At 34.1% G+C, this 26123-nt stretch carries 24 protein-coding genes, 1 tRNA gene and 1 pseudogene; 17 read left to right on the top strand and 9 right to left on the bottom strand.

Going from position 1 to position 26123, the window contains the following annotated elements; all coding sequences use genetic code 11:
• The first annotated feature begins 229 nt into the window (after positions 1–229).
• Both M1L26_RS05340 and M1L26_RS05335 read left to right on the top strand, forming a co-directional pair.
• The gene (locus tag M1L26_RS05340; RefSeq protein ID WP_211908437.1) at positions 230–2896 is read left to right on the top strand and encodes a 2-oxoglutarate dehydrogenase E1 component; all 2667 of its coding nucleotides are present in this window, start codon (positions 230–232) and stop codon (positions 2894–2896) included.
• 227 nt (positions 2897–3123) lie between these two features.
• Positions 3124–3885 (top strand): hypothetical protein, encoded by a 762-nt coding sequence (locus tag M1L26_RS05335; RefSeq protein WP_250120094.1) that lies wholly within the window; start codon positions 3124–3126, stop codon positions 3883–3885.
• 73 nt (positions 3886–3958) lie between these two features.
• On the opposite strand, the gene M1L26_RS05330 is transcribed toward M1L26_RS05335, so the two are convergent.
• Together M1L26_RS05330 and M1L26_RS05325 are read right to left on the bottom strand one after the other, a co-directional pair.
• Positions 3959–4552, bottom strand: a complete 594-nt coding sequence (locus tag M1L26_RS05330; RefSeq protein ID WP_010405410.1) for a TIGR02217 family protein — start codon at positions 4550–4552, stop codon at positions 3959–3961.
• Between the two features lie 53 nt (positions 4553–4605).
• Positions 4606–5484 (bottom strand): OTU domain-containing protein, encoded by an 879-nt coding sequence (locus M1L26_RS05325; RefSeq protein WP_246433235.1) that lies wholly within the window; start codon positions 5482–5484, stop codon positions 4606–4608.
• Between the two features lie 311 nt (positions 5485–5795).
• Here M1L26_RS05325 and M1L26_RS05320 point away from each other — a divergent pair, with 311 nt between their 5' ends.
• Entirely contained in the window at positions 5796–7121 is a 1326-nt protein-coding gene (locus tag M1L26_RS05320) for an IS4 family transposase (RefSeq protein WP_250119932.1), read from the top strand.
• Here M1L26_RS05320 and M1L26_RS05315 read toward each other — a convergent pair.
• From M1L26_RS05315 to M1L26_RS05305, 3 genes and pseudogenes are all read right to left on the bottom strand, one after another.
• Positions 7117–8145 (bottom strand): annotated as a pseudogene (locus M1L26_RS05315) (IS4 family transposase); the annotation flags it as partial. The gene M1L26_RS05320 and the pseudogene M1L26_RS05315 sit on opposite strands and share 5 nt — an antisense overlap.
• Before the next feature lie 195 nt (positions 8146–8340).
• Positions 8341–9828: a UbiD family decarboxylase gene (locus M1L26_RS05310; RefSeq protein ID WP_250120093.1), complete on the bottom strand. Its 1488-nt coding sequence runs from the start codon at positions 9826–9828 to the stop codon at positions 8341–8343.
• A 47-nt stretch (positions 9829–9875) separates the two neighbouring features.
• Positions 9876–11759 (bottom strand): DUF3857 domain-containing protein, encoded by a 1884-nt coding sequence (locus tag M1L26_RS05305; RefSeq protein WP_250120092.1) that lies wholly within the window; start codon positions 11757–11759, stop codon positions 9876–9878.
• Between the two features lie 378 nt (positions 11760–12137).
• On the opposite strand from M1L26_RS05305, the gene M1L26_RS05300 reads away from it, so the two are divergent.
• From M1L26_RS05300 to lgt, 7 genes are all read left to right on the top strand, one after another.
• Positions 12138–12878 carry a DsbA family protein gene (locus tag M1L26_RS05300; RefSeq protein ID WP_250120091.1) on the top strand — a complete coding sequence of 247 codons (741 nt, stop codon included), beginning with the start codon at positions 12138–12140 and terminating at the stop codon, positions 12876–12878.
• A gap of 191 nt (positions 12879–13069) precedes the next feature.
• Positions 13070–13258 carry a hypothetical protein gene (locus M1L26_RS05295; protein ID WP_250120090.1) on the top strand — a complete coding sequence of 63 codons (189 nt, stop codon included), beginning with the start codon at positions 13070–13072 and terminating at the stop codon, positions 13256–13258.
• 57 nt (positions 13259–13315) lie between these two features.
• Positions 13316–14641, top strand: a complete 1326-nt coding sequence (locus tag M1L26_RS05290; protein ID WP_250119932.1) for an IS4 family transposase — start codon at positions 13316–13318, stop codon at positions 14639–14641.
• Between the two features lie 10 nt (positions 14642–14651).
• Complete coding sequence (locus tag M1L26_RS05285; RefSeq protein ID WP_250120089.1) at positions 14652–15002, top strand: ankyrin repeat domain-containing protein; 351 nt, start codon at positions 14652–14654, stop codon at positions 15000–15002.
• Positions 15003–15064: 62 nt separating this feature from the next.
• Complete coding sequence (locus M1L26_RS05280; RefSeq protein WP_250120088.1) at positions 15065–15388, top strand: ankyrin repeat domain-containing protein; 324 nt, start codon at positions 15065–15067, stop codon at positions 15386–15388.
• An 88-nt stretch (positions 15389–15476) separates the two neighbouring features.
• The gene (gene smpB / locus M1L26_RS05275; protein ID WP_007301946.1) at positions 15477–15926 is read left to right on the top strand and encodes an SsrA-binding protein SmpB; all 450 of its coding nucleotides are present in this window, start codon (positions 15477–15479) and stop codon (positions 15924–15926) included.
• A gap of 6 nt (positions 15927–15932) precedes the next feature.
• Positions 15933–16724, top strand: coding sequence for a prolipoprotein diacylglyceryl transferase (lgt, locus tag M1L26_RS05270; protein ID WP_114517403.1), 792 nt, complete (start codon positions 15933–15935; stop codon positions 16722–16724).
• Positions 16725–16938: 214 nt separating this feature from the next.
• Here the strand turns inward: lgt and M1L26_RS05265 are convergent, their stop codons facing one another.
• The 4 genes from M1L26_RS05265 to prmC form a co-directional block, all read right to left on the bottom strand.
• On the bottom strand, positions 16939–17481 hold the full coding sequence (locus M1L26_RS05265) for a hypothetical protein (RefSeq protein ID WP_211908426.1): 543 nt from the start codon (positions 17479–17481) through the stop codon (positions 16939–16941).
• Between the two features lie 84 nt (positions 17482–17565).
• Complete coding sequence (locus M1L26_RS05260) at positions 17566–18039, bottom strand: phospholipase D family nuclease (RefSeq protein WP_250120087.1); 474 nt, start codon at positions 18037–18039, stop codon at positions 17566–17568.
• Positions 18040–18051: 12 nt separating this feature from the next.
• Positions 18052–19377, bottom strand: a complete 1326-nt coding sequence (locus M1L26_RS05255; RefSeq protein WP_250120086.1) for an IS4 family transposase — start codon at positions 19375–19377, stop codon at positions 18052–18054.
• Positions 19378–19568: 191 nt separating this feature from the next.
• Entirely contained in the window at positions 19569–20420 is an 852-nt protein-coding gene (gene prmC / locus M1L26_RS05250) for a peptide chain release factor N(5)-glutamine methyltransferase (protein WP_211908505.1), read from the bottom strand.
• 433 nt (positions 20421–20853) lie between these two features.
• Between prmC and rpsL the strand changes: the two genes are divergently transcribed.
• From rpsL to nusG, 7 genes are all read left to right on the top strand, one after another.
• Positions 20854–21228, top strand: coding sequence for a 30S ribosomal protein S12 (gene rpsL / locus M1L26_RS05245; RefSeq protein ID WP_010406837.1), 375 nt, complete (start codon positions 20854–20856; stop codon positions 21226–21228).
• 5 nt (positions 21229–21233) lie between these two features.
• Complete coding sequence (gene rpsG / locus M1L26_RS05240; RefSeq protein WP_211908503.1) at positions 21234–21710, top strand: 30S ribosomal protein S7; 477 nt, start codon at positions 21234–21236, stop codon at positions 21708–21710.
• A 21-nt stretch (positions 21711–21731) separates the two neighbouring features.
• Positions 21732–23807, top strand: a complete 2076-nt coding sequence (gene fusA, locus M1L26_RS05235) for an elongation factor G (RefSeq protein ID WP_211908501.1) — start codon at positions 21732–21734, stop codon at positions 23805–23807.
• A gap of 12 nt (positions 23808–23819) precedes the next feature.
• The gene (gene tuf / locus M1L26_RS05230) at positions 23820–24992 is read left to right on the top strand and encodes an elongation factor Tu (RefSeq protein WP_250120085.1); all 1173 of its coding nucleotides are present in this window, start codon (positions 23820–23822) and stop codon (positions 24990–24992) included.
• A 12-nt stretch (positions 24993–25004) separates the two neighbouring features.
• A tRNA-Trp gene (locus tag M1L26_RS05225) sits at positions 25005–25077 on the top strand.
• A 10-nt stretch (positions 25078–25087) separates the two neighbouring features.
• Positions 25088–25297, top strand: coding sequence for a preprotein translocase subunit SecE (secE, locus tag M1L26_RS05220; protein WP_211908499.1), 210 nt, complete (start codon positions 25088–25090; stop codon positions 25295–25297).
• On the top strand, positions 25287–26123 hold the full coding sequence (nusG, locus tag M1L26_RS05215; protein WP_250120084.1) for a transcription termination/antitermination protein NusG: 837 nt from the start codon (positions 25287–25289) through the stop codon (positions 26121–26123). Before secE ends, nusG begins: the two co-directional genes overlap by 11 nt.

Genomic DNA, 26123 nt, shown 5'->3' with positions numbered 1-26123 from the left:
TAGCTAACACTGGAACCTAGGAATTATGATTTGGCACAAGTTGATGAGTATAGTTGTTTTATGTTGAAATACAGCATTTATGGAAAGATTAGATGTCAGTCTAGAATGACACCCTTTCTGGAAAACTCGGATTACAGTGTTTGTATAACTTAATAATTAGAAACTAAAGGAGTTCTTTTTTAAAAAACTTAAGTTATACTCATAAGTATTTGATACTTTTGTAGTGATTATGTCCAGTTTTAAAAATAACTCCTGTTTTTATGGCGATAATGTCGAATTTGTGGAAGAAATTTATAGCCGTTACTTGCAAGGCGATAAATCAATTGGAGAAGATTGGTACAGAATTTTTTCGAGCAATTTAGAAGTTAATAAAGCAGAACCCTGCAGAGCACAGAATGAAGCTAAGGTAGATGCTGATGATTTAGCAAATTTTTTCAGATTTTATGGTCACTTTTTTGCAGACTTAAATCCATTATCACCGAATGTAAATAAGGAAATAGATTATCAAAAATACTTGAATCTTTCTCCTACAAGTGACACTAGAATCTACAGAGATATTTACTGCAAGAATATCGGTTTTGAATTTATGCATATTTCCTCTTATGAGGAAAGAGTTTGGCTGCAGGAGAAAATTGAAAATCAGGTCTATACGCTAAGCCCTCAGGATAAAAAAGAAATACTAAGGCACTTGATTGAATCTGAGATGTTCGAGCAATTTCTCCATATGAAATTTCCTGGATATAAGCGTTTTTCTATCGAAGGTGGGGAGTCAGCCATTGTTGCAATTGAAAGAGTTATTAGTGATTCTGCAGCTTTTGGTATTGAAGAAATAGTTCTTGGTATGGCCCACCGAGGACGGCTCAATGTTCTAACCAAAGTGATGGGAAAAGATTATGCGGCAATGCTGTCTGAATTTCAAGGCAACCTTGCATATCCAAGTGGTCTTGAGGTGTCTGGTGATGTCAAATATCACCTTGGTTACTCTTCTGATCGAGCACTTGCTGGTGGTAAAAAAATACACTTAAGTTTATGTCCTAACCCATCTCACCTTGAGGCGGTAAATCCGGTTCTAGCTGGAAGAGTAAGGGCAAAACAAAATACGAGATCTGTGCTTGGAATATCAATTCATGGTGATGCAGCTTTTATCGGGCAGGGAGTGGTTGCTGAAACCCTGACTTTGAGCAACATTGAAGGTTATAAAGTTGGTGGTATCGTGCATATTGTCATCAATAACCAAGTTGGTTTTACTGCGAATCCTCGTTGTGCACGCTCTTCTTTTTATTGTACTGATGTAGCAAAATCAATAGAAGCTCCAATATTTCATGTTAATGGAGATAATCCAGAAGCCGTGAGTTTTGCCGCGAGTTTGGCAATGGAGTATGTGCAGAAATTTAAAAAGGATGTGGTGATTGACATAATATGCTACCGCAAATATGGCCATAATGAAGGTGATGAACCAAATTTTACTCAGCCACTTATGTATAAAGCAATATCAAGGCATAAAACTCCGGGAACAATTTACGAAGAGAAGCTGGCTGCAGAGAAAGTCCTAATTAGTGATGAAGTAAGTAAATTGCGCAGCGAATTTAGGGTAAGGTTGGATAAAAGTCTTGCTGAGTCAGTGACTTACACTCCAAAAAAAGCTGATTGGTTTGATGGAGTGTGGTCGAAATTGAGAAGAGCAAAGTTGAACGATTTGAGTGAATATTATACGGAATCTGGTGTTTCACCAGATGAGCTAAAAAAATTAGGTGTACACATAAATAGCAATATTCCAAGTAGTTTTAATCTCAATAATAAAGTGAGGAAAATACTTGATGGCAGAATAGAAAGTATAAATTCCGGTAGCAATATAGACTGGGCCACTGGTGAAAGTCTTGCATTTGCGTCATTGCTTAAAGAAGAAATAGGAGTGCGCTTGTCAGGACAAGATTCTGGTCGTGGTACCTTCTCGCACCGTCATTCAAGGCTTGTTGATCAAGTAACGGAAGAAGATTTTATTCCACTAAACAACATAAGTGAGAAGCAAGCTCGCTTTGAAGTTATAGATAGCGCACTATCTGAGTATGCTGTGATGGGTTTTGAATATGGATATAGCCTTGACTCTCCATATTCACTGGTGCTCTGGGAAGGGCAATTTGGTGATTTTGCAAATGGTGCGCAAATCATGATCGACCAGTTTATTGCATCAGCAGAAACAAAGTGGTTGCGATCAAGTGGTCTAGTTTTACTTTTGCCTCATGGTTATGAAGGGCAGGGGCCTGAGCATAGTTCTGCTCGTATAGAGAGGTTTTTGCAACTCTGTGCAGAGGATAATATGCAGGTGGTTAATTGCTCTACTCCTGCGAATTATTTTCATGTTTTACGCCGACAAATTAATCGAGATTTTCGTAAGCCTTTAGTGGTGTTTACACCTAAATCACTATTGCGTCATAAAAGCGCAGTTTCTAACCTTTCTGACTTTGAAGGAAAATTTCTTACGGTAATTCGAGAGTGTAGAACAGGTTTAGTTGCAAGTGATAAAATACGTAAAGTTGTAATATGTAGTGGTAAAGTTTATTACGACATAATTGAAATGCTTGAAGCACAAAAAATAAACGATATAGCAGTAGTGCGTTTAGAACAATTTTATCCATTCCCGGCTGATAAACTAAACAATGAACTCGAAAAATATAAGAACGCTGAAATTATATGGTGTCAAGAGGAACCAAAAAATATGGGAGGATGGTTTTTTGTTAATCCGTTAATAGAAGAGGTTCTATCTAATCTAGACACTCAAGCAAAAAGGCCTAAGTGTGTTGCAAGACCCGCTGCTGCATCTCCTGCATGCGGTTATGCTAATGTCCATGCTCAACAACAAGCAGAAATTTTGAAGCAAGTTGTGCAGGGTATCTAGCACAATCTTGCAGATATTGAAGCGAAAGCTAGCAAGCGAACATTGTTCTTAATATTTGGCACTGCAGCCGGGTGCGATAGAAAATATATCACAACAATCAAACTGCTTGTATACTCATACAAATATAAAAAGACTTTACTTTTTTAATAAAAGCTTAATATTTATTAACATTTTCATTTATTTTTCTTAATATAGTTAATATTAATATTAACTATATTAAGATATATATGAATACAGAAGTATTTGAGAGGTTAATAGGGCAAACTAGGCTACGCAGCAATAGTAAGGCTGAAATCATACAATTAAATAGAAGCGAGAAGGCTTTTATAGATGAGGATAAAAAGTCTATCGAATTGGCTAAGGCTATTTTTGCAGAAAATAATATGTTTCGTTTTCGCAAACCAGGTTCTGCTACAGATTACATTTTGCACAAACTAATAAATGATAAAAAGCTTCTAGAGGAAATGAAAGATAGAGGTACAAGTATAATACGTCTTTTTTCTTTGCTATCAATGTATCGTAATCTTCCCGATTGCTATGTTGTGAGAAAAGAAGGGTGTATTACTGAGTTTGGAATACTTACTGATGTTAACGAATGTTTAGAATCAGTACCTTTAGAAGACTTTATACTTATTGAGTCTGCTTCGTACCTAGAGTACATTTTGTTTGAGAATGATGATATTAGAAATAGGTTAGCTGAAGATAAAACAAAATTAGATATTTTCGTAAATGGAATTTTAGCAATAAGTAGCTCGGATTTAGTATTATCTTGTATCAACACAATCGAGGCTTTTAATGAGGAAGCTAGAAATTTTGTCAATCACATACAGAAAACCAATAGGATGGACTACCTCTTTAAGGAAAATGGTACAACACTTGTAAAGTTAGTTCTAAAAGAATTATTAAAACTTTCTATTTTACAAGAAAGAGAAAACACTACATTAGAATTTCCTCAAATTTCGAGTGTGGAACATTGTAATGGGCGATAGACTTTAAAATGTGCAAGGCTCATTTAAATATGAGCCTCAGTATCGCTTAACTTTTATGGAGCATACTTTAACTTTATTTCACTTCCACCAAGGGAATATTGTTCCAGCTATTGCTGCCATAGTTATCAATAGAAGCGTTTAGGTAATCTGTATCAAATCGTACTGGCACATCAAATTCGAAGCTTGCGGTGATTATTGTGCCTTTTGCTGGTGGTTTCATAAATGCTATTTCTCCAGTTGAATAATTCACTGAATATTTTTCTGTCTTTTCACCATCTAGGTAAATTTTTATTGTATCATGCACTGGCTTTTTAATAGTTCGTGTATGCTTGTCTTTTCCACTTATGTAAGTTTTCATCAGTTGAAAGATCGTTTTTTTATCGTCTCCTATGCCAATTTCTTGATTGATAACTGTAAAGTCTGACCAATCCTTAAAACGAAACCCTATTGCTTTACCTTTTCGTGCCTGAAAAAATGTTATGAGTTCTGTTAGCTGCTCGTTTGACCTGACTCCATAAGCTATGTTATACCTGGCACGTGCACGAGACCAATTAATATTGCGCTGCTCACAACCATTATGAGTTGTTACAACGTCAGTGGAAAATTCAGGTCCTCCAGTGGAACCATAAGATATATTTTCTGGAAATCTAATTTCTGTAAATGACATATGCCCTCCTGTAAAAATAAAATTGAGTTGATATAGATGAAGTAGGAAAGATCTTAAATTTTTGAAGCTGCTTTATCAATCAGGCTATAAATTTTAAATCCCGTTTCTTCTAAAAAAGTAAAGGTGTTGTTTTCTCCTACCTTACCTTTCAGTTCGTTAATGTCTTGATGACTCTGCGTTAACTGATATACACAAACACATGCAATGGCTAAAGCAACTCCAGCAAGACATGCTAAAGGAATTGGTTGGGTAAAAATAGCAACTGTAGCAAATGCTGTGAATGCTATAGCTGTTATTACAGCAGCTATGCTATAAATAGCTTCTCTTCTGTAACTATTGATTAATTTCTTTTCTATTGCCTCTTGTTGTGTTTCTTGCCCTTGTTGATGAGAAATAGTAATTACTGTATCTGTATGAATTGGCTCACTAGCGCTGGTATCAATTCTCTCTTTTTGTGTTTTTTGTTCTTTATGATCTTGCGCAATTGCTGCTTTGCTAGTTCTGATATTATATTGTTCTTCTTGCTCTGATTGATCAGAAGCAGGAACTTCTGTCACTTCACCAAAGATTTCTTCATTAGAAACTGGTTGACTTTCTGTTATATCTTCAGAAATTTCACTTAGGAGTGGCACAAAATGCCTCATGTAATTCACTACTCCTACAGTTTTTTTGCTACTATCTATCTCTAGTTGATTGAGATTTATATCTTGTATAAAAACTTCTGGATCATCATCATGTGCTGTAATTTTAGTTACTGTAATTTTTTGACTATCTTCCTCTATTGAATAAACACGGAGCTCCACTTTGTACTTGTCGCATATCATTCTGCCTTCAATGTTTGAACGACCCCATATAGGTGAAGAATCAGTTTCTGTAACCGTATTTTCAATGTCTTTTAAGTATTTACGAAAAGTCTTCTCTTCATCTATCATATTTATTTTAGTTTTTGGGTTTTGTATAGGACCATACGGACCTTCTAGTGCAACAAAGTAGTCACCAATAGCAGCGTCTTTTATTATTGCTTTATAGGTCCAACTATCTTGTTCACCATGTTGCTTAGCATAATCTGCACAATCTTTTCTTAATGATTTTGCGGTAAAATGATGACCGAGTCTTAACTAGTTCAATCCTTGAGCCACAGAGTCAAAAAAGCCATACGCGTCAAGTTAAGGAAATAAAGGTATGAAAGAGATAGAATAATAAGGTATAAGTTCTCCCAGATATACTTTTAGTGAGAGAACCAATGAATAAAATAACTTGCTTATCAAAAAAGCTCAAAGAATTTTTTAATGAAAAAGCAGAGAAAATCTCAATTACAACAAGGTTTATAAAAAGAAAGAGAAAGCTAAAAGGTTCATCATTCGTAAAAGCCATGGTCTTGGGTAATATAGGAGTTGATAATTGTAGCGTAGAAACAATGTGTCAATTACTAAACGAGGACTCGATAGATATAACAAAACAAGGTTTGGATTTTAGATTTACTGAAGAAGCAGTGGAATTTATGAAAAGGATGTATAATGAATCTGTGATTCTCTTTAAAAATATCTTGCAAGTTGATTGCAAAATCTTACAGCAATTTAATAGTGTTAAATTATTGGACAGTAGCTATATTACTCTACCTAACAGTATGGAAGAGATGTATAAAGGTTATGGTACTAGCTACAGTGGCTATGAAAGCAATACTAAGTCTGGAATAAAGTTACAATTAGTTTTCGACTACATGAATCAGATAATAGACCAACTTAATTTAACGGAGGGGGTAAGATCAGACCAGGGATATAGGAAACATTTAAGTAATATATTAAGCAATGATTTGCTAATATCTGATCTCGGTTATTTTGTGCCAAGTTCTTTTAAACAAATCAATGAAATAGGAGCTTATTTCATAAGTCGTTATAAATCTGATACCAACATATATGATGTAGAAACAAATCAAAAAATGGAGTTATTAGAATGTTTAGAGGATAAGTTATTTTTAGAAAACGAGGTATTGTTAGGAAAAGAAGCAAAAATTAGAGTAAGAATTATATGTCAGAAACTAACTGAAGAACAGTCTATGGCCAGAAGAAGGAAAGCTAATAGATTAGCAAGATCGCAGGGATATACATCCTCTAAAAGAAATCAAAAATTGTTGAACTGGTCAATATTTATAACTAATGTTCCAGAAAATAAAATTAGTGCTGAGCAAGTATTAACGATTTACAGAGTAAGGTGGCAAATTGAGTTATTATTTAAATTGTATAAAAGCCATATCAGGCTTGATAAGCTAAAAGGAAAGCCATGCAGAGTATTATGTGAACTATATGCTAAATTGTGCGCAATTCTTATATTTCACGGCATAGTTGGTTGCACAGAAGTGAAAAAGAATACAGAACTTAGCTTAACAAAGGCATTTATTGAGCTAAAAAGGCGGGTTAGAGAGTTATTTTTAGTATTAACCAAAATTAATAGTTTAAAAGCATTTCTTAAAAAACTCACTATAACTTGGTCGCTATTTTCATTAAAAGACAAACGTAGAAGGGCTAGAGTATCCACTTTAACCTCTCTAAATTTGCTCACAATCTCTTAACTTGACGCGTATGGATATGGCTTTTATACAATTTAAATAATAACTCAATTTGCCACCTTACTCTGTAAATCGTTAATACTTGCTCAGCACTAATTTTATTTTCTGGAACATTAGTTATAAATATTGACCAGTTCAACAATTTTTGATTTCTTTTAGAGGATGTATATCCCTGCGATCTTGCTAATCTATTAGCTTTCCTTCTTCTGGCCATAGACTGTTCTTCAGTTAGTTTCTGACATATAATTCTTACTCTAATTTTTGCTTCTTTTCCTAACAATACCTCGTTTTCTAAAAATAACTTATCCTCTAAACATTCTAATAACTCCATTTTTTGATTTGTTTCTACATCATATATGTTGGTATCAGATTTATAACGACTTATGAAATAAGCTCCTATTTCATTGATTTGTTTAAAAGAACTTGGCACAAAATAACCGAGATCAGATATTAGCAAATCATTGCTTAATATATTACTTAAATGTTTCCTATATCCCTGGTCTGATCTTACCCCCTCCGTTAAATTAAGTTGGTCTATTATCTGATTCATGTAGTCGAAAACTAATTGTAACTTTATTCCAGACTTAGTATTGCTTTCATAGCCACTGTAGCTAGTACCATAACCTTTATACATCTCTTCCATACTGTTAGGTAGAGTAATATAGCTACTGTCCAATAATTTAACACTATTAAATTGCTGTAAGATTTTGCAATCAACTTGCAAGATATTTTTAAAGAGAATCACAGATTCATTATACATCCTTTTCATAAATTCCACTGCTTCTTCAGTAAATCTAAAATCCAAACCTTGTTTTGTTATATCTATCGAGTCCTCGTTTAGTAATTGACACATTGTTTCTACGCTACAATTATCAACTCCTATATTACCCAAGACCATGGCTTTTACGAATGATGAACCTTTTAGCTTTCTCTTTCTTTTTATAAACCTTGTTGTAATTGAGATTTTCTCTGCTTTTTCATTAAAAAATTCTTTGAGCTTTTTTGATAAGCAAGTTATTTTATTCATTGGTTCTCTCACTAAAAGTATATCTGGGAGAACTTATACCTTATTATTCTATCTCTTTCATACCTTTATTTCCTTAACTTGACGCGTATGGTAGGACCCACATAGTAATACAGAGAAAAACATGCCGACAAAAATAAAAGATATAAAAGCCTCACAAACCACACCTAAATACACGGCGGTAGTCTACATCATAGTTTAATCATCTGTCAACCCATATTCCTTCCACTTCTCTGTAACTTTCTTTATTATTTCCTCGCTCATTTCAATTTTTCTTCCCCATTCTCGTTTGGTTTCAGGTGGAAGTTTGTTTGTTGCATCAAACCCTATTTTACCTCCGAGACCACTTTCAGGAGAAGCGAAGTCTAAATAATCAATTGGAGCATTCTCTATCATGATTGTATCACGTACAGGGTCCATTCTTGTTGAAACTGCCCACATTACTTCCTTCCAATCACGTATATTTATATCATAATCAACAACTATAATAAATTTCGTGTATAACAACTGTTTGAGAAAAGATAGTGTGCCCATAACAATTCTTTTTGCATGCCCTGGATAAGCCTTTTTTATCGACACTACCGCTATTCTATATGAACAACCTTCTGGGGGCAGATAAAAATCTACTATTTCCGGAAACTGATTGATGAGAATCGGCACAAAGATTTCGTTGAGTGCTTCACCAAGAATTGATGGTTCATCAGGTGGTTTGCCAGTAAAAGTGCTGAGATAAATTGGATCTTTGCGCATTGTAATTGCAGTGATGTTAAACTCAGGAAACTGTTCAACAGCATTATAGTAACCGGTATGGTCTCCATATGGCCCTTCATCTTGGTAATTATCCAAACTTACATATCCTTCCAAAACAATTTCTGCATGAGCTGGAACCTGAAGAGGAATAGTTTTACAATTTACAAGCTCAAGTGTTTTTTTTCGCAGCAGCCCGGCAAATTGGTATTCTGATAAAGTCTCCGGCACCGGAGTTACCGCAGCAATAATCGTTGCAGGATCGCTACCAATCACAGCAGCCGCAGGAAACTTCATATTTTGTCCCCTCTCCTTCCACCGTTTATGGTGACCTGCACCACCACGATGTGCAAGCCAGCGCATGAGAGTCGTTTTTTTATTCACAACCTGCATACGATATATTCCAAGATTGAAATTATCTTGCTTGTCTGCTGTTGGTCCTTTTGTTACCACAAGTGGCCAAGTGATAAGCGGTGCAGGCTCGTTTGGCCAGCATGTCTGAATAGGTAGCAAACTAAGATCCACCTTATCCCCAGTTAGCACCACCTCTTGACATGGGGCTTTGCTCACAACTTTGCTCCGCATCGACAATACAACTTTTAGTAGAGGAAACATTTTCACAGCATCTTTGAAGGTTTTTGGCGGCTCAGGTGATCGCAAAAATGCTAGAAGTTTACCCAGATCCCTTAATTCATCAGAATTTATACCAAGTCCGAATGCAATTCTCTCAATAGTACCAAATAAATTCACTAAAACGGGAATTGAATTTTTGCCATTTTCTGTGACAACATTTTCAAAGATGATAGCTGGTCCCTTGTTTGACAAAACCCTACGATGAATTTCTGTCATTTCAAGAATAGTTGAAACTTCTTTTTTAATTCTAATTAGATCTTTTTTTTCTTCTAATGCTCTGATGAAGTCGCGTAAGTTATTGTACATATTTTAAAAATTTTAAGCCTTTTAAGAAGTGCTTTTCCCAGCACAACTCATTCACTTATTATTATAGAGGCTCTAGAAAAATTATTCTCCAATTCGCTTTTTAAGTTTTTATATTCAGCAGTCTTTAATTCTTCATTGGTAATAAAGCTTTTCTTTATGGTTATTAAATTGCTAAATTCGGTTCCATCATTTTTATATTTACAGAACCTATTTACATATAACCAAGGAGAATCTATTTCAAAATTCAAATTTTCACAGTTTTTAATTTTGATATCTTTTATTATCATATGGCTTTCCTTAGTTTTAGGAACACCAATAAAAAGGTCTGACACTTGGTCAGAAGCTGTATTGACAACATCATTAAGCCAATTATCTCCTAAATTCAAAGCCGGCCCTAGATTTGTCTTGAAAATCTTATTTTTTTGCTGGAACTCATATTTTATTGTAAGATCCTCTACATTACGCAAGGTAAGGTCAGGCAATTCTAAGAACTTCTTTTCTTCTTCATCAAGATATACTCCACTAATCATACGAAAAACAGAATCTCTTAATTGCTCATCTGAATAATATAATCCAACACCTGTTAAGCCTAAGGCTGCTTCCCCTTGCACGGTAAGCTGGCCATATTCATTTACAACGTTATCTTCTATAGTTAATTCACTATGGGATATCACTTTTGAATTTTCACCTTGTACAGCAGGAATTTTTATGTAACTAGCTTCCTCAGAATCCAGTACTAGAGCGTTCCTATCAGCAATGTCTGGAAAAATACCCTGCGCCATACTGATGGTATTAGTTGGATCAATCCAGTATATTTTTCCATCTTCATTCATTACTCTAAGCATCACATGATTAAAATTACCCATATTGGGTAACGCTTCAGGATTAGAAGTATTAGTAGTTCCTCTCATAACTAAAATAGGTTGAACTTTGTAACCAAGTTCTTGTAAAATAGCAGCCGTGCTAGCAGAAAAGTCTTTGCAATCCCCAATTTGAGAATCAGCAATTTTCTCTAAATCTCTCGGGAAATATTTTCCTGATACTGTACTCCAGTCTCCCATGTACTGAACTTTTTCATTCAATAAAGAAGTAACAGCATTGATCTTATCTTCATCAGTACTCTCACTGGTAGCAGATTCTGCTATAGCTTTAAAAGTTGCAGGAAGTGGCTGGTTAATGATGCTATGATATCCAGGGGCTAATTTTTTAGCCAAATCCTCCCATTTAGATAGGCTCGACAGTGATACCCAAGTGTTATGTTTAATATTCAATATTCCATTATGTGGTTCATTTATTGTGTTTTCATAAATTGCTTTCTTTAAGGTAATGTTTATATAATGTACACTATCCTTTTTTTCCTCAGCAATCTCTAATACTTTTCTTGGATCATTCACTTTAATCTCTAGAGGCAATTCAGAGTTGATTTTAGTATTTTCTGCTTGTAAATAATCTCCATAATAAGAGAAGCTCAAGCCATAAAAATTATCAACAGGAACCTTTTTGTTAACTTTTTTATATCTTAAATATACTTCTGTGCCAATTTCTATTTTGGGAAATGGTATGGTTACTTGCCTTAGCTGATCAAAGCCTTTGCCAGGACTAGCCAGTGGCTTATCCTCCATCATATCTTCAGTAACTATATATTCCTCTCCATTATAAGCTGCTTTAGCCTCTAAAACAGTAAAATCTGCACCATCATCATTGTAAACAAGACTGTATAGAGAGAATCTATCACGTCCAGATTCTTTGAGTATTTTTGCTTGAAGTTCTACTTCCGTTTCGTAGGTACCATCTCTATTAACATTAATGTTAACATTAGAAAACTTAACCTCAACAGAAGCATCTTCGTACTTGCTCCACCTTGCTTCAGCTATAGTAGACATGAAAAATACTAGTAATGCTAAGTTAAAGAGAGTTTTTAAAAATTTCATTATGTCCCTACACTTATTGAACCATTAAATCCATGCAATTTTGTTCACAGTGTAAACAGGAATAAACTCAGCAGATTGGGAAAGAAGCTTATTTTCTAGAATGGCTATTTCTTTCTCTCTACCAATTATTGGTTCCGTATAATTTACCGCCGTGTTTGTCATCATTATATGCGGCGGTTATAAAATAATCAACTTTTTTACCGCCGCGGTTACAATTGTTATACGCAGCGGTAAGGAATATCTAAAATCTCTTAAATGCTCAATTTTGCACATCGCCAAGTTTTCTACTGTGTAAAGTTTGCGCTTCTTAATGTAAATGTTTTAACATTGAACATTTTTTTACTATAATATGTCTTATTATTTCCCTTAGGTAAGTATATGTCTAAGATACCACTTTTATTGATTTTTATATTTGCAGTAGCAAGTTTACCAGTAATAAACAATTGGCTTTCACATCGCAGTCAAGTCTTAAACGATGATCATATAAGTGAGAGATTAGATGACTACATAAGTAAAAATTTTGATAAGATCATAAAAACTCTCCAGGAAGAGTCAGCTAAAAATAGTTATGCTAATGCAACCAAAAATAAAATTTCTCAGCATAAAAATGAAATATTCGACTCCACTTATCCTTACTCAGGAAATGAAAATAGCAATGTCATAGCTGTAGGTTTTTTTGACTATTCTTGTGGATATTGCAAAGCTATAAAGAACGATGTAAAACAATTGATCAATGATGGCAAAATTAAGTATATCTTTAGAGATGCTCCAATACTTGGTAACAATTCTTTAAAGGCAGCAAAAGGTGCTTTAGCAACTTATTTTATCGATAAAGAAAAGTACTTAGATTTTCACTATGCTGCACTAGATCACAGAGGAGAATTTTCAGATAAAACTATATTAGGTATAGTGAAAAATATAGGGGTTAACGAGAACGACTTTAATAATTCTATGAAAAATAATGCAGACAAAATTGAGCAAATGATAAACAACAGCAAACTTTTAGTAAGGAATTTAGGAGTAGGCGGTACACCTTTTTTGATAATTGGAGATAGTCTTTTTGTAGGAGCAACTGATTTAAATGTGCTACGCAAAAAAGTGGATGAGTTAAAAGATTAATAAATTCCCTGCTTGACAGCACAAGAGAGTTTAAGTATAGTTAAAATATACTAAGTAACAATATGTATATGCTACATATTAGTTCAAGAAGAATAGTTGATGTCTGCTTGCAACATAGCATGACCTTAAGTAATTAGCCTTCCTAGGCTGATTAATCTATTAAAATACAATCATTATTTTGGAGTTATAACATGAGAGATTCTAACTATGTAAGAGAGCCAATTGCTCTTTTTCAACAAATCAAAGAAAATAAAAAATCAAGTGATTTATTGCATAATCTAAAGAGCGCTCATCCTGAAAAGCTAAAAATAGGAGCTGCTATAAAGACAGGAGATTGCTTTTTTGACCATACGCGTCAAGTTAAGGAAATAAAGGTATGAAAGAGATAGAATAATAAGGTATAAGTTCTCCCAGATATACTTTTAGTGAGAGAACCAATGAATAAAATAACTTGCTTATCAAAAAAGCTCAAAGAATTTTTTAATGAAAAAGCAGAGAAAATCTCAATTACAACAAGGTTTATAAAAAGAAAGAGAAAGCTAAAAGGTTCATCATTCGTAAAAGCCATGGTCTTGGGTAATATAGGAGTTGATAATTGTAGCGTAGAAACAATGTGTCAATTACTAAACGAGGACTCGATAGATATAACAAAACAAGGTTTGGATTTTAGATTTACTGAAGAAGCAGTGGAATTTATGAAAAGGATGTATAATGAATCTGTGATTCTCTTTAAAAATATCTTGCAAGTTGATTGCAAAATCTTACAGCAATTTAATAGTGTTAAATTATTGGACAGTAGCTATATTACTCTACCTAACAGTATGGAAGAGATGTATAAAGGTTATGGTACTAGCTACAGTGGCTATGAAAGCAATACTAAGTCTGGAATAAAGTTACAATTAGTTTTCGACTACATGAATCAGATAATAGACCAACTTAATTTAACGGAGGGGGTAAGATCAGACCAGGGATATAGGAAACATTTAAGTAATATATTAAGCAATGATTTGCTAATATCTGATCTCGGTTATTTTGTGCCAAGTTCTTTTAAACAAATCAATGAAATAGGAGCTTATTTCATAAGTCGTTATAAATCTGATACCAACATATATGATGTAGAAACAAATCAAAAAATGGAGTTATTAGAATGTTTAGAGGATAAGTTATTTTTAGAAAACGAGGTATTGTTAGGAAAAGAAGCAAAAATTAGAGTAAGAATTATATGTCAGAAACTAACTGAAGAACAGTCTATGGCCAGAAGAAGGAAAGCTAATAGATTAGCAAGATCGCAGGGATATACATCCTCTAAAAGAAATCAAAAATTGTTGAACTGGTCAATATTTATAACTAATGTTCCAGAAAATAAAATTAGTGCTGAGCAAGTATTAACGATTTACAGAGTAAGGTGGCAAATTGAGTTATTATTTAAATTGTATAAAAGCCATATCAGGCTTGATAAGCTAAAAGGAAAGCCATGCAGAGTATTATGTGAACTATATGCTAAATTGTGCGCAATTCTTATATTTCACGGCATAGTTGGTTGCACAGAAGTGAAAAAGAATACAGAACTTAGCTTAACAAAGGCATTTATTGAGCTAAAAAGGCGGGTTAGAGAGTTATTTTTAGTATTAACCAAAATTAATAGTTTAAAAGCATTTCTTAAAAAACTCACTATAACTTGGTCGCTATTTTCATTAAAAGACAAACGTAGAAGGGCTAGAGTATCCACTTTAACCTCTCTAAATTTGCTCACAATCTCTTAACTTGACGCGTATGGTAGAAACTACATTGTTGCATTTTGCTGCTAAGAGTGGCTATGAGAACATAGTAATAGCTCTAATTGAATATGGAGCATATGTTGATGCATGGGACAGCGATGGATGCACTCCTTTACATTTTGCTGCTGAATGGAACCACAAAGGCATATTAGATATTTTAATTGAAAGTGGAGCAAATGTTAATGCGTGGGACAATGATGTATGTACACCTTTACATCTTGCTACCGAAGGTGGGAATGAAAGTGTAGTAAGAGCTCTAATTGCATGTGGAGCAGATGTTAACGCGCAGAACAATGATGGACACACTCCTCTACATTTTGCTACTAAGAGTGGTATGAGAACATAGTAATAGCTCTAATTGAACACGGAGCATATGTCGATGCGTGGGATAATTATAGAAGCACTCCCTTGCATTTTGCTGCTGAAAGTGATAATGAAAACATAGTAAGAACTCTGATTGAACATGGAGCATGTGTTAATGTGTGGGATAGTTGTGGACGCACTCCTTTGCATTTTGCTAGCGATCATGAAAGTATAAGAGATATTTTAATTGAAAGTGGGGCATATGTTAGTAAACAGAACAATAATAGATATGCTCCTTTACACTTTGCTATTGAATGGGGCTGCAAAGATGTGATAAGTTCTTTGTCAGGTAATGCTAGTCCTAGGGCTGAAATGGCAGTAGGAAGAGTGGAACAAATTACACTTGCAGGAAGATTGGAGCTTTTTTAACCAAACTTGCATTTACTGAGATAATTGTTTTGTTATGAATTAAACCAAAAGTTCTGTAATATATTGAAGCTTAAAGATATCTTTAGATATGGAAGTTATTGCAGAAAATAGAAAAGCAAGGTTTGAATACTTTATCTTAGAAGAATTTGAAGCAGGTATGATCCTCTTAAGTAGTGAAGTGAAATCACTAAGGGAAAGAAAAGCAAACATTTCTGATGCTTACGTTACTGAAAAAAAAGGTGAAATATGGCTAAACAATATGCATATCGCAGAGTATAAAGCTGCAAACCAAAAGAATCACAAGCCAAAAAGAGAACGAAAATTGCTTTTGCATAAAAAAGAGATAAATAAGCTAATTGGTCAAATTAAAACCTCTGGAATAACTGTTGTGCCACTTTCTATCTATTTTAATGATAAAGGGTTGGCAAAAACTAAAATTGCCATTGTGAAAGGAAAAAAACTCTATGATAAGAGAGCAACCATAAAGCAGAGAGAGTGGGAACGTGAGAAAAGTAGATTGTCTAAGAATAATTTGTAGTAAAATATGTCTTTAAGTCCAGTTATTTTTAGCATCGGTCCTGTTTCTATATATTGGTACTCTTTAGCATATGTTTTGGGTATAGTTTTTGCATATTGGTATTTACATAAGCTAGACAATCAAAAAATATTTACTAAGAATTTTTACGATTCGTTATTAACAGCCGTTATTATAGGCATTATCCTTGGAGGTAGGCTTGGGTACGTATTGATATATGATCCAGTTCTCTATATAAGCAATCCTATCGAAATACTAAAGACCTGGGAAGGAGGTATGTCATTTCATGGCGGTGCTATAGGAGTTTTGCTTGCAGTAATAATCTCCTGTAGAAGACATAACATTCCTATATTTTACACACTGGATCTAATTTCTTGTGGAGTTCCGATAGGTTTACTTCTAGGCCGCATAGGTAATTTTATAAATGGAGAGTTATTTGGCAGGGTTACAAATATGCCGTGGGGTATGGTATTTCCAGAAAATGGTGATAATTTATTGCGCCATCCAAGCCAACTTTATGAGGCATTTTTTGAAGGAGCGCTACTTTTTGTAGTTGCAAATTCACTGTTTTTCTTGACTAGAGTGAAACTGTATTACGGTGCAACAACTGGTATTGCAGTTATGTGGTATGGAATAGCACGTTTTGTGGTTGAATTTTTCCGTGAGCCAGACTATCAAATTGGCTATTTATGGTTCAATTTAACTATGGGACAATTTCTTTCTATACCTATGATTTTGCTGGGAATGCTTATATATTTAGGTGCGTTGAACTTAAGATTTAATACGAAATCTGTTCAATAGAGAAAAGGTGAGTTTAATCGAAAAATATAGTGGAAGTTTATTTATTCCATACTATGTACAATTATGTGAATTTTTTGTCTTGCAGAGAATAAATGTAAGACCAGCAAACCTTCGTTGTATAGCTATAAGAAAAACTTAGTAGCTACTGACCAAATTCATTACTAAGTAGATATTCATTTTCCACCAGAATATTCCTGATTGAGAAGCTACTTTATTAAAACATATTTTTAAATTTTTGCCAAAACCCTGGTTGATTATCATTAACCTTTGTGAAGGCTATGTTTAAACTGTATCTCGAATCATTTGGCATGTCATATCTAATATTCAGTATTGAAAATTTGTTTTTATTATGAACAGAAACATCGTCATATGATAACTTTGTCGTGTAGCACTTTATATGTTTTTGCTTATCATATACTATATCACCTGATTCCCCTTCTAGTTCTACAAATTTAGTTTTTTTCTGACATTCTTTTATTTTTATTAGATCCTCGTTTAGTGATATTGAAACCGGTAGTGTATTCCCAGCATACTCTTTAGCTAAAAGCTCACTTTGAGGATACATTTTTATTTCCTTTCCAAAATGTGAGTCTATAAAATTATTGCTCCAAAATTTGTCTCCAGAATGTACATATTCGTCAGTAGCATACGGTACACCACCATAATTGCATTGAACTTTGTAATCTCCAACACCATTATTTTGAAAAAAATCATGAATGGCAGCGTAACTATCAGCAGCATCATTTATGTAATCCATTACCTACCCCTTAAAACCTTTTAATTTATTATATCACAAGAAATTACATCTATCAATAAAAAGACTTTTTTTGATATCAAGTATCTAGGGAGCATATTGATAGGATTGTGACATTCGTATTTCCCAGTTCTTCACATACTGCTGGACTAATTCAGGATAATTTTCAATAATTAATAAATTTTCAGCGTTTCCCTTTTCAGCTGTCTTACTGAGGTTAAACGATCCTGTGATGACTTTTTGATTATCAACAATTATTACCTTATTATGAGCAATTTTTGGCTTATTATCGATCCAAATCGGTATTCCATTTGAAAACAATTCGCTTATGACACTATATTTTGAATGGAGTTGTGATTTATCTAAGACGACTTTAACATCAACACCACGCTCTTTGGCGTTAATCAAAGATTTTGCAACTGTTCCAAGAGTAAATGTATATTCTTGAACTAAGATAGATTCTTTAGATTGGTCTATCTCGCTGATTATCGGTACAGCACAGTCTTGTTCAGGTGAGAAGCAAACTGTTGCTTTTGGGCAAGGCGAGAATGTAGGACCCACATACGCGTCAAGTTAAGAGATTGTGAGCAAATTTAGAGAGGTTAAAGTGGATACTCTAGCCCTTCTACGTTTGTCTTTTAATGAAAATAGCGACCAAGTTATAGTGAGTTTTTTAAGAAATGCTTTTAAACTATTAATTTTGGTTAATACTAAAAATAACTCTCTAACCCGCCTTTTTAGCTCAATAAATGCCTTTGTTAAGCTAAGTTCTGTATTCTTTTTCACTTCTGTGCAACCAACTATGCCGTGAAATATAAGAATTGCGCACAATTTAGCATATAGTTCACATAATACTCTGCATGGCTTTCCTTTTAGCTTATCAAGCCTGATATAGCTTTTATACAATTTAAATAATAACTCAATTTGCCACCTTACTCTGTAAATCGTTAATACTTGCTCAGCACTAATTTTATTTTCTGGAACATTAGTTATAAATATTGACCAGTTCAACAATTTTTGATTTCTTTTAGAGGATGTATATCCCTGCGATCTTGCTAATCTATTAGCTTTCCTTCTTCTGGCCATAGACTGTTCTTCAGTTAGTTTCTGACATATAATTCTTACTCTAATTTTTGCTTCTTTTCCTAACAATACCTCGTTTTCTAAAAATAACTTATCCTCTAAACATTCTAATAACTCCATTTTTTGATTTGTTTCTACATCATATATGTTGGTATCAGATTTATAACGACTTATGAAATAAGCTCCTATTTCATTGATTTGTTTAAAAGAACTTGGCACAAAATAACCGAGATCAGATATTAGCAAATCATTGCTTAATATATTACTTAAATGTTTCCTATATCCCTGGTCTGATCTTACCCCCTCCGTTAAATTAAGTTGGTCTATTATCTGATTCATGTAGTCGAAAACTAATTGTAACTTTATTCCAGACTTAGTATTGCTTTCATAGCCACTGTAGCTAGTACCATAACCTTTATACATCTCTTCCATACTGTTAGGTAGAGTAATATAGCTACTGTCCAATAATTTAACACTATTAAATTGCTGTAAGATTTTGCAATCAACTTGCAAGATATTTTTAAAGAGAATCACAGATTCATTATACATCCTTTTCATAAATTCCACTGCTTCTTCAGTAAATCTAAAATCCAAACCTTGTTTTGTTATATCTATCGAGTCCTCGTTTAGTAATTGACACATTGTTTCTACGCTACAATTATCAACTCCTATATTACCCAAGACCATGGCTTTTACGAATGATGAACCTTTTAGCTTTCTCTTTCTTTTTATAAACCTTGTTGTAATTGAGATTTTCTCTGCTTTTTCATTAAAAAATTCTTTGAGCTTTTTTGATAAGCAAGTTATTTTATTCATTGGTTCTCTCACTAAAAGTATATCTGGGAGAACTTATACCTTATTATTCTATCTCTTTCATACCTTTATTTCCTTAACTTGACGCGTATGCTTGGGTATACACTCCTCATATATCCTAATTTATACACTCTATTTCTTACTTTATGCCTTTCTTGAGATTATGAACAGGTTCTTAGAAAGCTAGCGTTCTACTAGTCATGTTCTTTATCTTGCTTTACAACAATGCATCTTTTCATTCCAGCCAAGTCGTATACGTATTCCTGAAAAGCCAGTCCATATAAGGGTATTATTTTGTCAATATTGCTTTGATCTTCGCCTATTTCCAGTATCGCAAACCCATCTTTTTTAAGGCACTTTTTCAATATTGGAAAAATACTCAGGTAACAGCTCAATCCATCGATACCACCATCAAGAGCAATTCTTGGCTCTTTTTGTACTTCAGCTTGCAGATCTTTTAACTTACTTCTTTTGATATATGGAGGATTGCTTATTATGAGATCAAATAAATCTCTACATTCTGTCCACGAATTTGGAAATATTTTAGCTCTGTTGAGAAGATTATGTTTCTTTGTGTTCTGGCAGGTAATTTTGTATGCTTCCAGGCTTTTTTCAAAACCAACTCCAATAGCATATTCATACTCACTAAGTATGGAGATCAACAAACAGCCTGTGCCTGTGCCAAAATCTGCAATTTTTATTTTTTGCTTCTTATTTTGGTAATATTTTAACACTGTTGAAATTACTGTTTCACTATCTGGTCTTGGATCTAGAACATGTTGGTTAACTATAAAATTTTTACTCCAGAATTCACGATTACCTATTATTTGCGATATTGGATATCTTTCTGCTCTTTTTTTTGTTAATTTCCAGAATAGAAGTTCTTTGTTTCTTGGTACCTGATTGGTGTGATTCATGATTGTGAATGATCTTTCTACTCCAAGTACGTACTGCATGATGATTTCACAATCCAAATGTGGTGATTCAATTCTATGTGATGATAGTAGCTTTGACCCTTCTTTAATTAAAGCGCTGATTGTTTTCATTATTCTAAAAACGTGTTCCTTGTATACAAGAACAGCAAAATTGAGTATAGAATTTTGAACTTAGGGTAGCTGCATTAAATCTAAGTGTCAAGAGTAGGATTGTAAAAATCATCTGGCTTTACTGGTAATTCGGTTAGTATTTTTGCATTAATGTTAGAAGCTCTTGGCTCTATTATAAGGATTATTTTCTGCATATTCTTTGATAGCTATCACAGTATATTACTTGTTCCATATCTATATTAATTCGACCACAGCAAGTGATAATTTCTTAATATTAAAACCAATATGCGCTTTAGCATATAATTATCGGTAGCTTTCAAAGCAATTAGGCTGAGATTATTAGAGTAGTAATGTTTATTTTTATATTGACTATTGAGGTTTATTATTTTATAACTAAGACTTAGTTATTTTCAGAGTTTTAAATTTACAGTATATGCCTACGATAAATCAATTAATATGTAAAGGTAGATCAGGGTTAACTCGCAAGAAGAAGGTGCCAGCTTTGGGAAAATGCAATCCTCAAAGAAGGGGTGTTTGCACTAAGGTATATACTACAACTCCTAGAAAGCCTAATTCAGCACTACGTAAGGTAGCTAGAGTAAAGATTAGTGGATACGGTGAAGTGACGGCTTATATACCTGGCGAAGGTCATAATTTACAAGAGCATTCCGTTGTTTTAATACGTGGTGGGCGAGTTAAGGATTTGCCGGGTGTACGTTATCACATAATAAGAGGTGCTCTTGATCTGCGTGGTGTGCAAAATCGAAAGAAAGCTCGTTCAAAATATGGTGTAAAGAAATCTGGTTAAAATTTATGGCACGTCGTAATAAAGCAAAAAAAAGAACAAGCCCTGACTCTCGTTATGGTAGTGTCTTGCTTATGCGTTTTATTAATATAATTATGAAATGTGGTAAAAAATCTATTGCAGAAAAGATTGCTTATAGTGCTTTGTCCTTAGCTGAAAAGAAAATAGGCAAAGATGCCTTATCAATTTTTGAAACAGCAGTAGAAAATGTTACCCCTTCTATAGAAGTACGCTCTCGGCGTATTGGTGGTGCAACTTATCAAGTCCCTGTTGAAATTCGTCAAGATAGAGCAATTTCTTTGGCATTAAGGTGGATTGCTAGAGCAACTTCTGCTGCTCGAAAAAAGAGCGGTAGAACTACTATTTATTGTTTGCAGTCTGAAATATTAGATGCTTATAATAAATGTGGTGGTGCATTTAAGATGTGTGAAGAAAAGTATAAAATGGCTGAAGCTAATAAGGCATTTTCTCATCTTCGTTTTTAATATTAGCTGATTGATTGTGGTATGGAAGTTTTAATATCTAGGTATAGAAATATAGGAATAATGGCTCATATAGATGCTGGCAAGACCACCACAACAGAGCGTATTTTATTTTATACTGGTAAACAAAATAGGATTGGTGAAGTGCACGATGGTGCGGCTTCTATGGATTGGATGGAGCAAGAGAAGGAGCGTGGCATTACAATTACCTCTGCTGCAACAACATGTTTTTGGAATGATCATAGGATTAATATAATAGATACTCCTGGTCATGTTGATTTCACTATTGAGGTTGAGAGATCTTTGAGGGTTTTGGATGGTGCAGTTGCTGTATTTGATGGAGTTGCTGGAGTTGAGCCTCAGTCTGAGACAGTTTGGCGTCAAGCTGATAAATATACCGTTCCTCGTATCTGCTTTGTTAATAAAATGGATAGAATCGGGGCAAATTTTTATCGATGTGTCGATATGATAAAAACAAAGCTTGGCGCATCACCTTTAGTTATTCAGTTGCCAATAGGAAGTGAGAAAGATTTTAAAGGCATAATCGATCTTATTTCTATGAAAGCTATTATATGGCAAGAAGAAACATTAGGCGCTAAATTTTCTTATGAAGATATTCCTTCCGATTTGCTTGATAAGGCTCAAGAGTATCGAAATCTTTTATTAGATGCTGCAGCTGAAATGGATGATGAGGCGATAAATACTTACTTTGAATCTAACGATCTGCCAATTGATTTATTGAAAAAGTGTGTGAGAAATGGGACCATTAAAAGAAAATTTGTCCCTGTATTATGTGGGTCAGCTTTTAAAAACAAAGGCGTGCAATCACTTTTAGATGGTGTGGTTGATTTTTTACCCTCTCCTATTGATATTGATGTAATTATTGGAACTGATCCTAAAGATTCAGAAAAGAAAATTGAGATCAAACCTTCAGAAAAAGAGAAATTCGTTGCTCTTGCGTTTAAAGTGATGACGGATAAATTTGTAGGTAGCTTGACGTTTATTCGTATTTATTCTGGTAAGTTAAAATCTAAATCTGCTGTGTTAAATGCTGGAAAGAATGAGACTGAAGGAATTGGTAGAATGTTGCTTATGCATGCAAATAACAGAGAAGATATAAACGAAGCTAAAGTTGGCGATATAGTTGCCTTAGTTGGATTAAAGAAAACAATTACTGGTGATACTTTATGTTCATCTGATTTTCCTATACTATTAGAGCGTATGGAATTTCCTGATCCTGTTATTGAAACTGCTATAGAACCGAAAACTACCTCAGATCAGGAAAAATTAGGTGTTGCTTTGAATAGATTGGTTGCAGAAGATCCTTCTTTAAGGATGTCAGTAAATGCGGAGAGTGGGCAGACTATATTGAAAGGTATGGGTGAGCTGCATCTTGAGATTATTATTGATAGAATGAAGCGCGAGTTTAATGTTGAAGCTAACGTTGGTGCGCCTCAAGTTGCATATCGTGAAACTATCACTAAATCTGTTGAAATTGATTATACTCATAAAAAACAATCAGGTGGTGCTGGTCAGTTTGCTAAAGTTAAAATAAAATTCGAACCTCTTGAGCCTGGTTTTGGCTTTCAGTTTGAAAGTAAAATTGTAGGCGGTGCTATTCCAAAAGAGTATATACCTGGAGTGCAAAATGGCTTAGAGTTGATAAAAGAAGGTGGTATAATTTCTGGCTTTCCATTGATTGATTTTAAGGCTACTCTTCTTGATGGTGCTTTTCATGATGTTGATTCTAGTCCTTTGGCTTTTGAACTTGCTGCTAAAGGTGCTTTTAAGGAAATGGCAAATAAAGCTGGTCCAAAAATGCTAGAACCTATAATGAAAGTGGAAATCATTACTCCTGAAGAATATATGGGTGATGTTATGGGTGATATAAATAGTAGAAGAGGCAGTGTTGTTGATATGCTGGATTTAGGTAATAATAGCAAAATAATTACTGCTTCGGTTCCTCTTGCCAATATGTTTGGTTATATAAATGTTTTGCGTTCTATATCTCAGGGAAGAGCTCAGTATAGTATGCATTTTTCTTGTTATGAACAAGTGCCACAATATGTGGTTGATGAGTTAAAGTTAAAGTATAATTAAAGGTTAGTAATTATGACAGCGATAGTAGAAGCATTTGGAAAGCCGCATGTAAACGTGGGAACGATAGGACATGTGGATCATGGGAAGACAACGTTAACAGCGGCGATAACAAAGCATTATGGTAATTTTGTAGCATATGATCAAATAGATAAAGCGCCAGAAGAGAGAAAGAGAGGTATAACAATAGCAACAGCGCATGTTGAATATCAAACAGAAAAGAGACACTATGCACACGTTGATTGCCCTGGACATGCTGATTATGTAAAGAATATGATAGTAGGTGCAGCACAGATGGATGCAGCGATATTGGTAGTGTCAGGGGTTGATGGGCCGATGCCACAAACGAGAGAGCATATATTGCTGGCAAAACAGGTGGGTGTTGGATATATCGTGGTATATATAAATAAAGCTGATGTTGCTGATGCTGATATGATAGATTTGGTAGAAATGGAAGTGAGAGAGTTGCTGAGTAAGTATGGATTTTCAGGTGATGAAGTGCCTATGATAGTTGGGTCTGCGTTAAAAGCATTAGAGGATGATAGTAGTGAGTATGGAAAGAAATCAATAGATAAATTGATGGAGAAGTTAGATGAGTATGTGGCAGTACCTCCAAGGCCTATAGATTTGCCGTTTTTGTTGCCAATAGAAGATGTATTTTCAATATCGGGCCGAGGGACGGTAGTAACAGGAAGAATAGAGAAGGGGGAGATAAAGACAGGGGACGAGATAGAGATAATAGGTCTGAAAGGGACGCAAAAGACGATATGTACTGGTGTTGAGATGTTTAAGAAGTTGCTAGATAAGGGAAGTGCAGGACTCAATGTAGGAATACTACTAAGAGGAACAAAGAGAGAAGAAGTGGAGAGAGGGCAAGTATTGGCAAAACCAGGGACAATAACCCCGCATAAGAAATTTAATGCGGAGGTGTATATATTGAAGAAAGAAGAAGGAGGAAGGCATACACCATTTTTTGGAAATTATCAGCCACAGTTTTATTTAAGGACAACGGATGTAACTGGGAGCATAAAATTGCTAGATGGAAAGGAGATGGTAATGCCAGGGGACAATGTAAGTATAGAAGTGGAGTTGCAAGTACCAATAGCAATGGATAAAGGATTGCGTTTTGCGATAAGAGAAGGTGGTAGAACTGTTGGTTCTGGGGTTGTTTCGGAAATTTTAGAGTAAACTTTGAATTATAGGAGTGTAGCTCAATTGGTAGAGCGCTGGTCTCCAAAACCAGAGGTTGTAGGTTCAATTCCTATCGCTCCTGCATTAATATTATGGTAGAAATGTTAAAAAACCTATATGTTTTTTTTTGCGATATGAAGCAAGAAATAAGGAGAATTGCTTGGATAAAAAAACAGCAAGTATTGTCATCTTTGTTTATTGTAATAATTGTTATATTATGCTTTTCGATTTTCTTTTGCTTCGTAGATTTTATGTCTCTTTACATAATTAAGACTTTATTTGGAATTATTTATGGAATATAAGTATAAATGGTATATCATTAAAGTCGATTACGGGTATGAGAAGGATATATGCGAGTTGGCAATCAATACTGTTTACTTTAAGGAGGTGTTTATTCCTTATCAGACAGTATGTGATGTAAAATCTGATATAAAAGAGTTATGTGAAGTATATATATGTATGCATCTGTGTGATGAAAGCAAAAATATTTTGAATCAAATGACTGGGTTTTGTGGTGATGAGTCTGGTCATTTTGAGATGATTTCAGATGATGAAGTAATTTTAAAACGTAAGGAATTTAATAGGTATAAGTGGTACATTTTAAGAGTTGCCTCTAATTATGAAGAGAAAGTGCGCCAATATATATTAGAAAATTCTATGAGATTGAATATTAATAATTATTTTAATAGGGTTTTTATTCCTTGTGAAGAATTAAGTGAGATGGATTTAAAATCTAAAAAAAATGCTAAACGAAGGAAGTCCTTTCCTGGTTATGTCTTTTTATACATGAATTTATGCGATGAGGTGTTAAATTTTATTAATAATATACCAAAATCTCTTAAGGTTTATGGATTTTTGAAAAATGGTAATGTTCCAAAGGTGATTGAGGATAATGAGATTCGCTCAATGTGTAGTGCGCTTTACAATGCTCAAGAAACGAAAAAGTTGAGTTATGGTTATGAGAAAGGTGAAAAAGTAAAAATTAATGATGGTCTTTTTCAAAATTTTACTGGTAAGGTAGATATGGTAAATGACGAGAAAAAAATTATTAATGTTGAAGTATCAATCTTAGGTAAGCCAACAATAATAGAGCTTGATTTGGCTCAAGTAGAGAAAATAGAGGATTAA

Source organism: Wolbachia endosymbiont of Ostrinia scapulalis, from assembly GCF_023559145.1.
Classification (GTDB): Bacteria; Pseudomonadota; Alphaproteobacteria; order Rickettsiales; family Anaplasmataceae; genus Wolbachia.
This window is presented reverse-complemented; position numbering and strand designations above follow the sequence as displayed.

Coding starts and splice junctions, on each gene's coding strand:
- M1L26_RS05340 (WP_211908437.1), top strand. CDS start 230: ATGTCCAGTTTTAAAAATAACTCCTGTTTTTATGGCGATAATGTCGAA.
- M1L26_RS05335 (WP_250120094.1), top strand. CDS start 3,124: ATGAATACAGAAGTATTTGAGAGGTTAATAGGGCAAACTAGGCTACGC.
- M1L26_RS05330 (WP_010405410.1), bottom strand. CDS start 4,552: ATGTCATTTACAGAAATTAGATTTCCAGAAAATATATCTTATGGTTCC.
- M1L26_RS05325 (WP_246433235.1), bottom strand. CDS start 5,484: ATGATAGATGAAGAGAAGACTTTTCGTAAATACTTAAAAGACATTGAA.
- M1L26_RS05320 (WP_250119932.1), top strand. CDS start 5,796: ATGAATAAAATAACTTGCTTATCAAAAAAGCTCAAAGAATTTTTTAAT.
- M1L26_RS05310 (WP_250120093.1), bottom strand. CDS start 9,828: ATGTACAATAACTTACGCGACTTCATCAGAGCATTAGAAGAAAAAAAA.
- M1L26_RS05305 (WP_250120092.1), bottom strand. CDS start 11,759: ATGAAATTTTTAAAAACTCTCTTTAACTTAGCATTACTAGTATTTTTC.
- M1L26_RS05300 (WP_250120091.1), top strand. CDS start 12,138: ATGTCTAAGATACCACTTTTATTGATTTTTATATTTGCAGTAGCAAGT.
- M1L26_RS05295 (WP_250120090.1), top strand. CDS start 13,070: ATGAGAGATTCTAACTATGTAAGAGAGCCAATTGCTCTTTTTCAACAA.
- M1L26_RS05290 (WP_250119932.1), top strand. CDS start 13,316: ATGAATAAAATAACTTGCTTATCAAAAAAGCTCAAAGAATTTTTTAAT.
- M1L26_RS05285 (WP_250120089.1), top strand. CDS start 14,652: ATGGTAGAAACTACATTGTTGCATTTTGCTGCTAAGAGTGGCTATGAG.
- smpB (WP_007301946.1), top strand. CDS start 15,477: ATGGAAGTTATTGCAGAAAATAGAAAAGCAAGGTTTGAATACTTTATC.
- lgt (WP_114517403.1), top strand. CDS start 15,933: ATGTCTTTAAGTCCAGTTATTTTTAGCATCGGTCCTGTTTCTATATAT.
- M1L26_RS05265 (WP_211908426.1), bottom strand. CDS start 17,481: ATGGATTACATAAATGATGCTGCTGATAGTTACGCTGCCATTCATGAT.
- M1L26_RS05255 (WP_250120086.1), bottom strand. CDS start 19,377: ATGAATAAAATAACTTGCTTATCAAAAAAGCTCAAAGAATTTTTTAAT.
- prmC (WP_211908505.1), bottom strand. CDS start 20,420: ATGAAAACAATCAGCGCTTTAATTAAAGAAGGGTCAAAGCTACTATCA.
- rpsL (WP_010406837.1), top strand. CDS start 20,854: ATGCCTACGATAAATCAATTAATATGTAAAGGTAGATCAGGGTTAACT.
- rpsG (WP_211908503.1), top strand. CDS start 21,234: ATGGCACGTCGTAATAAAGCAAAAAAAAGAACAAGCCCTGACTCTCGT.
- fusA (WP_211908501.1), top strand. CDS start 21,732: ATGGAAGTTTTAATATCTAGGTATAGAAATATAGGAATAATGGCTCAT.
- tuf (WP_250120085.1), top strand. CDS start 23,820: ATGACAGCGATAGTAGAAGCATTTGGAAAGCCGCATGTAAACGTGGGA.
- secE (WP_211908499.1), top strand. CDS start 25,088: ATGGTAGAAATGTTAAAAAACCTATATGTTTTTTTTTGCGATATGAAG.
- nusG (WP_250120084.1), top strand. CDS start 25,287: ATGGAATATAAGTATAAATGGTATATCATTAAAGTCGATTACGGGTAT.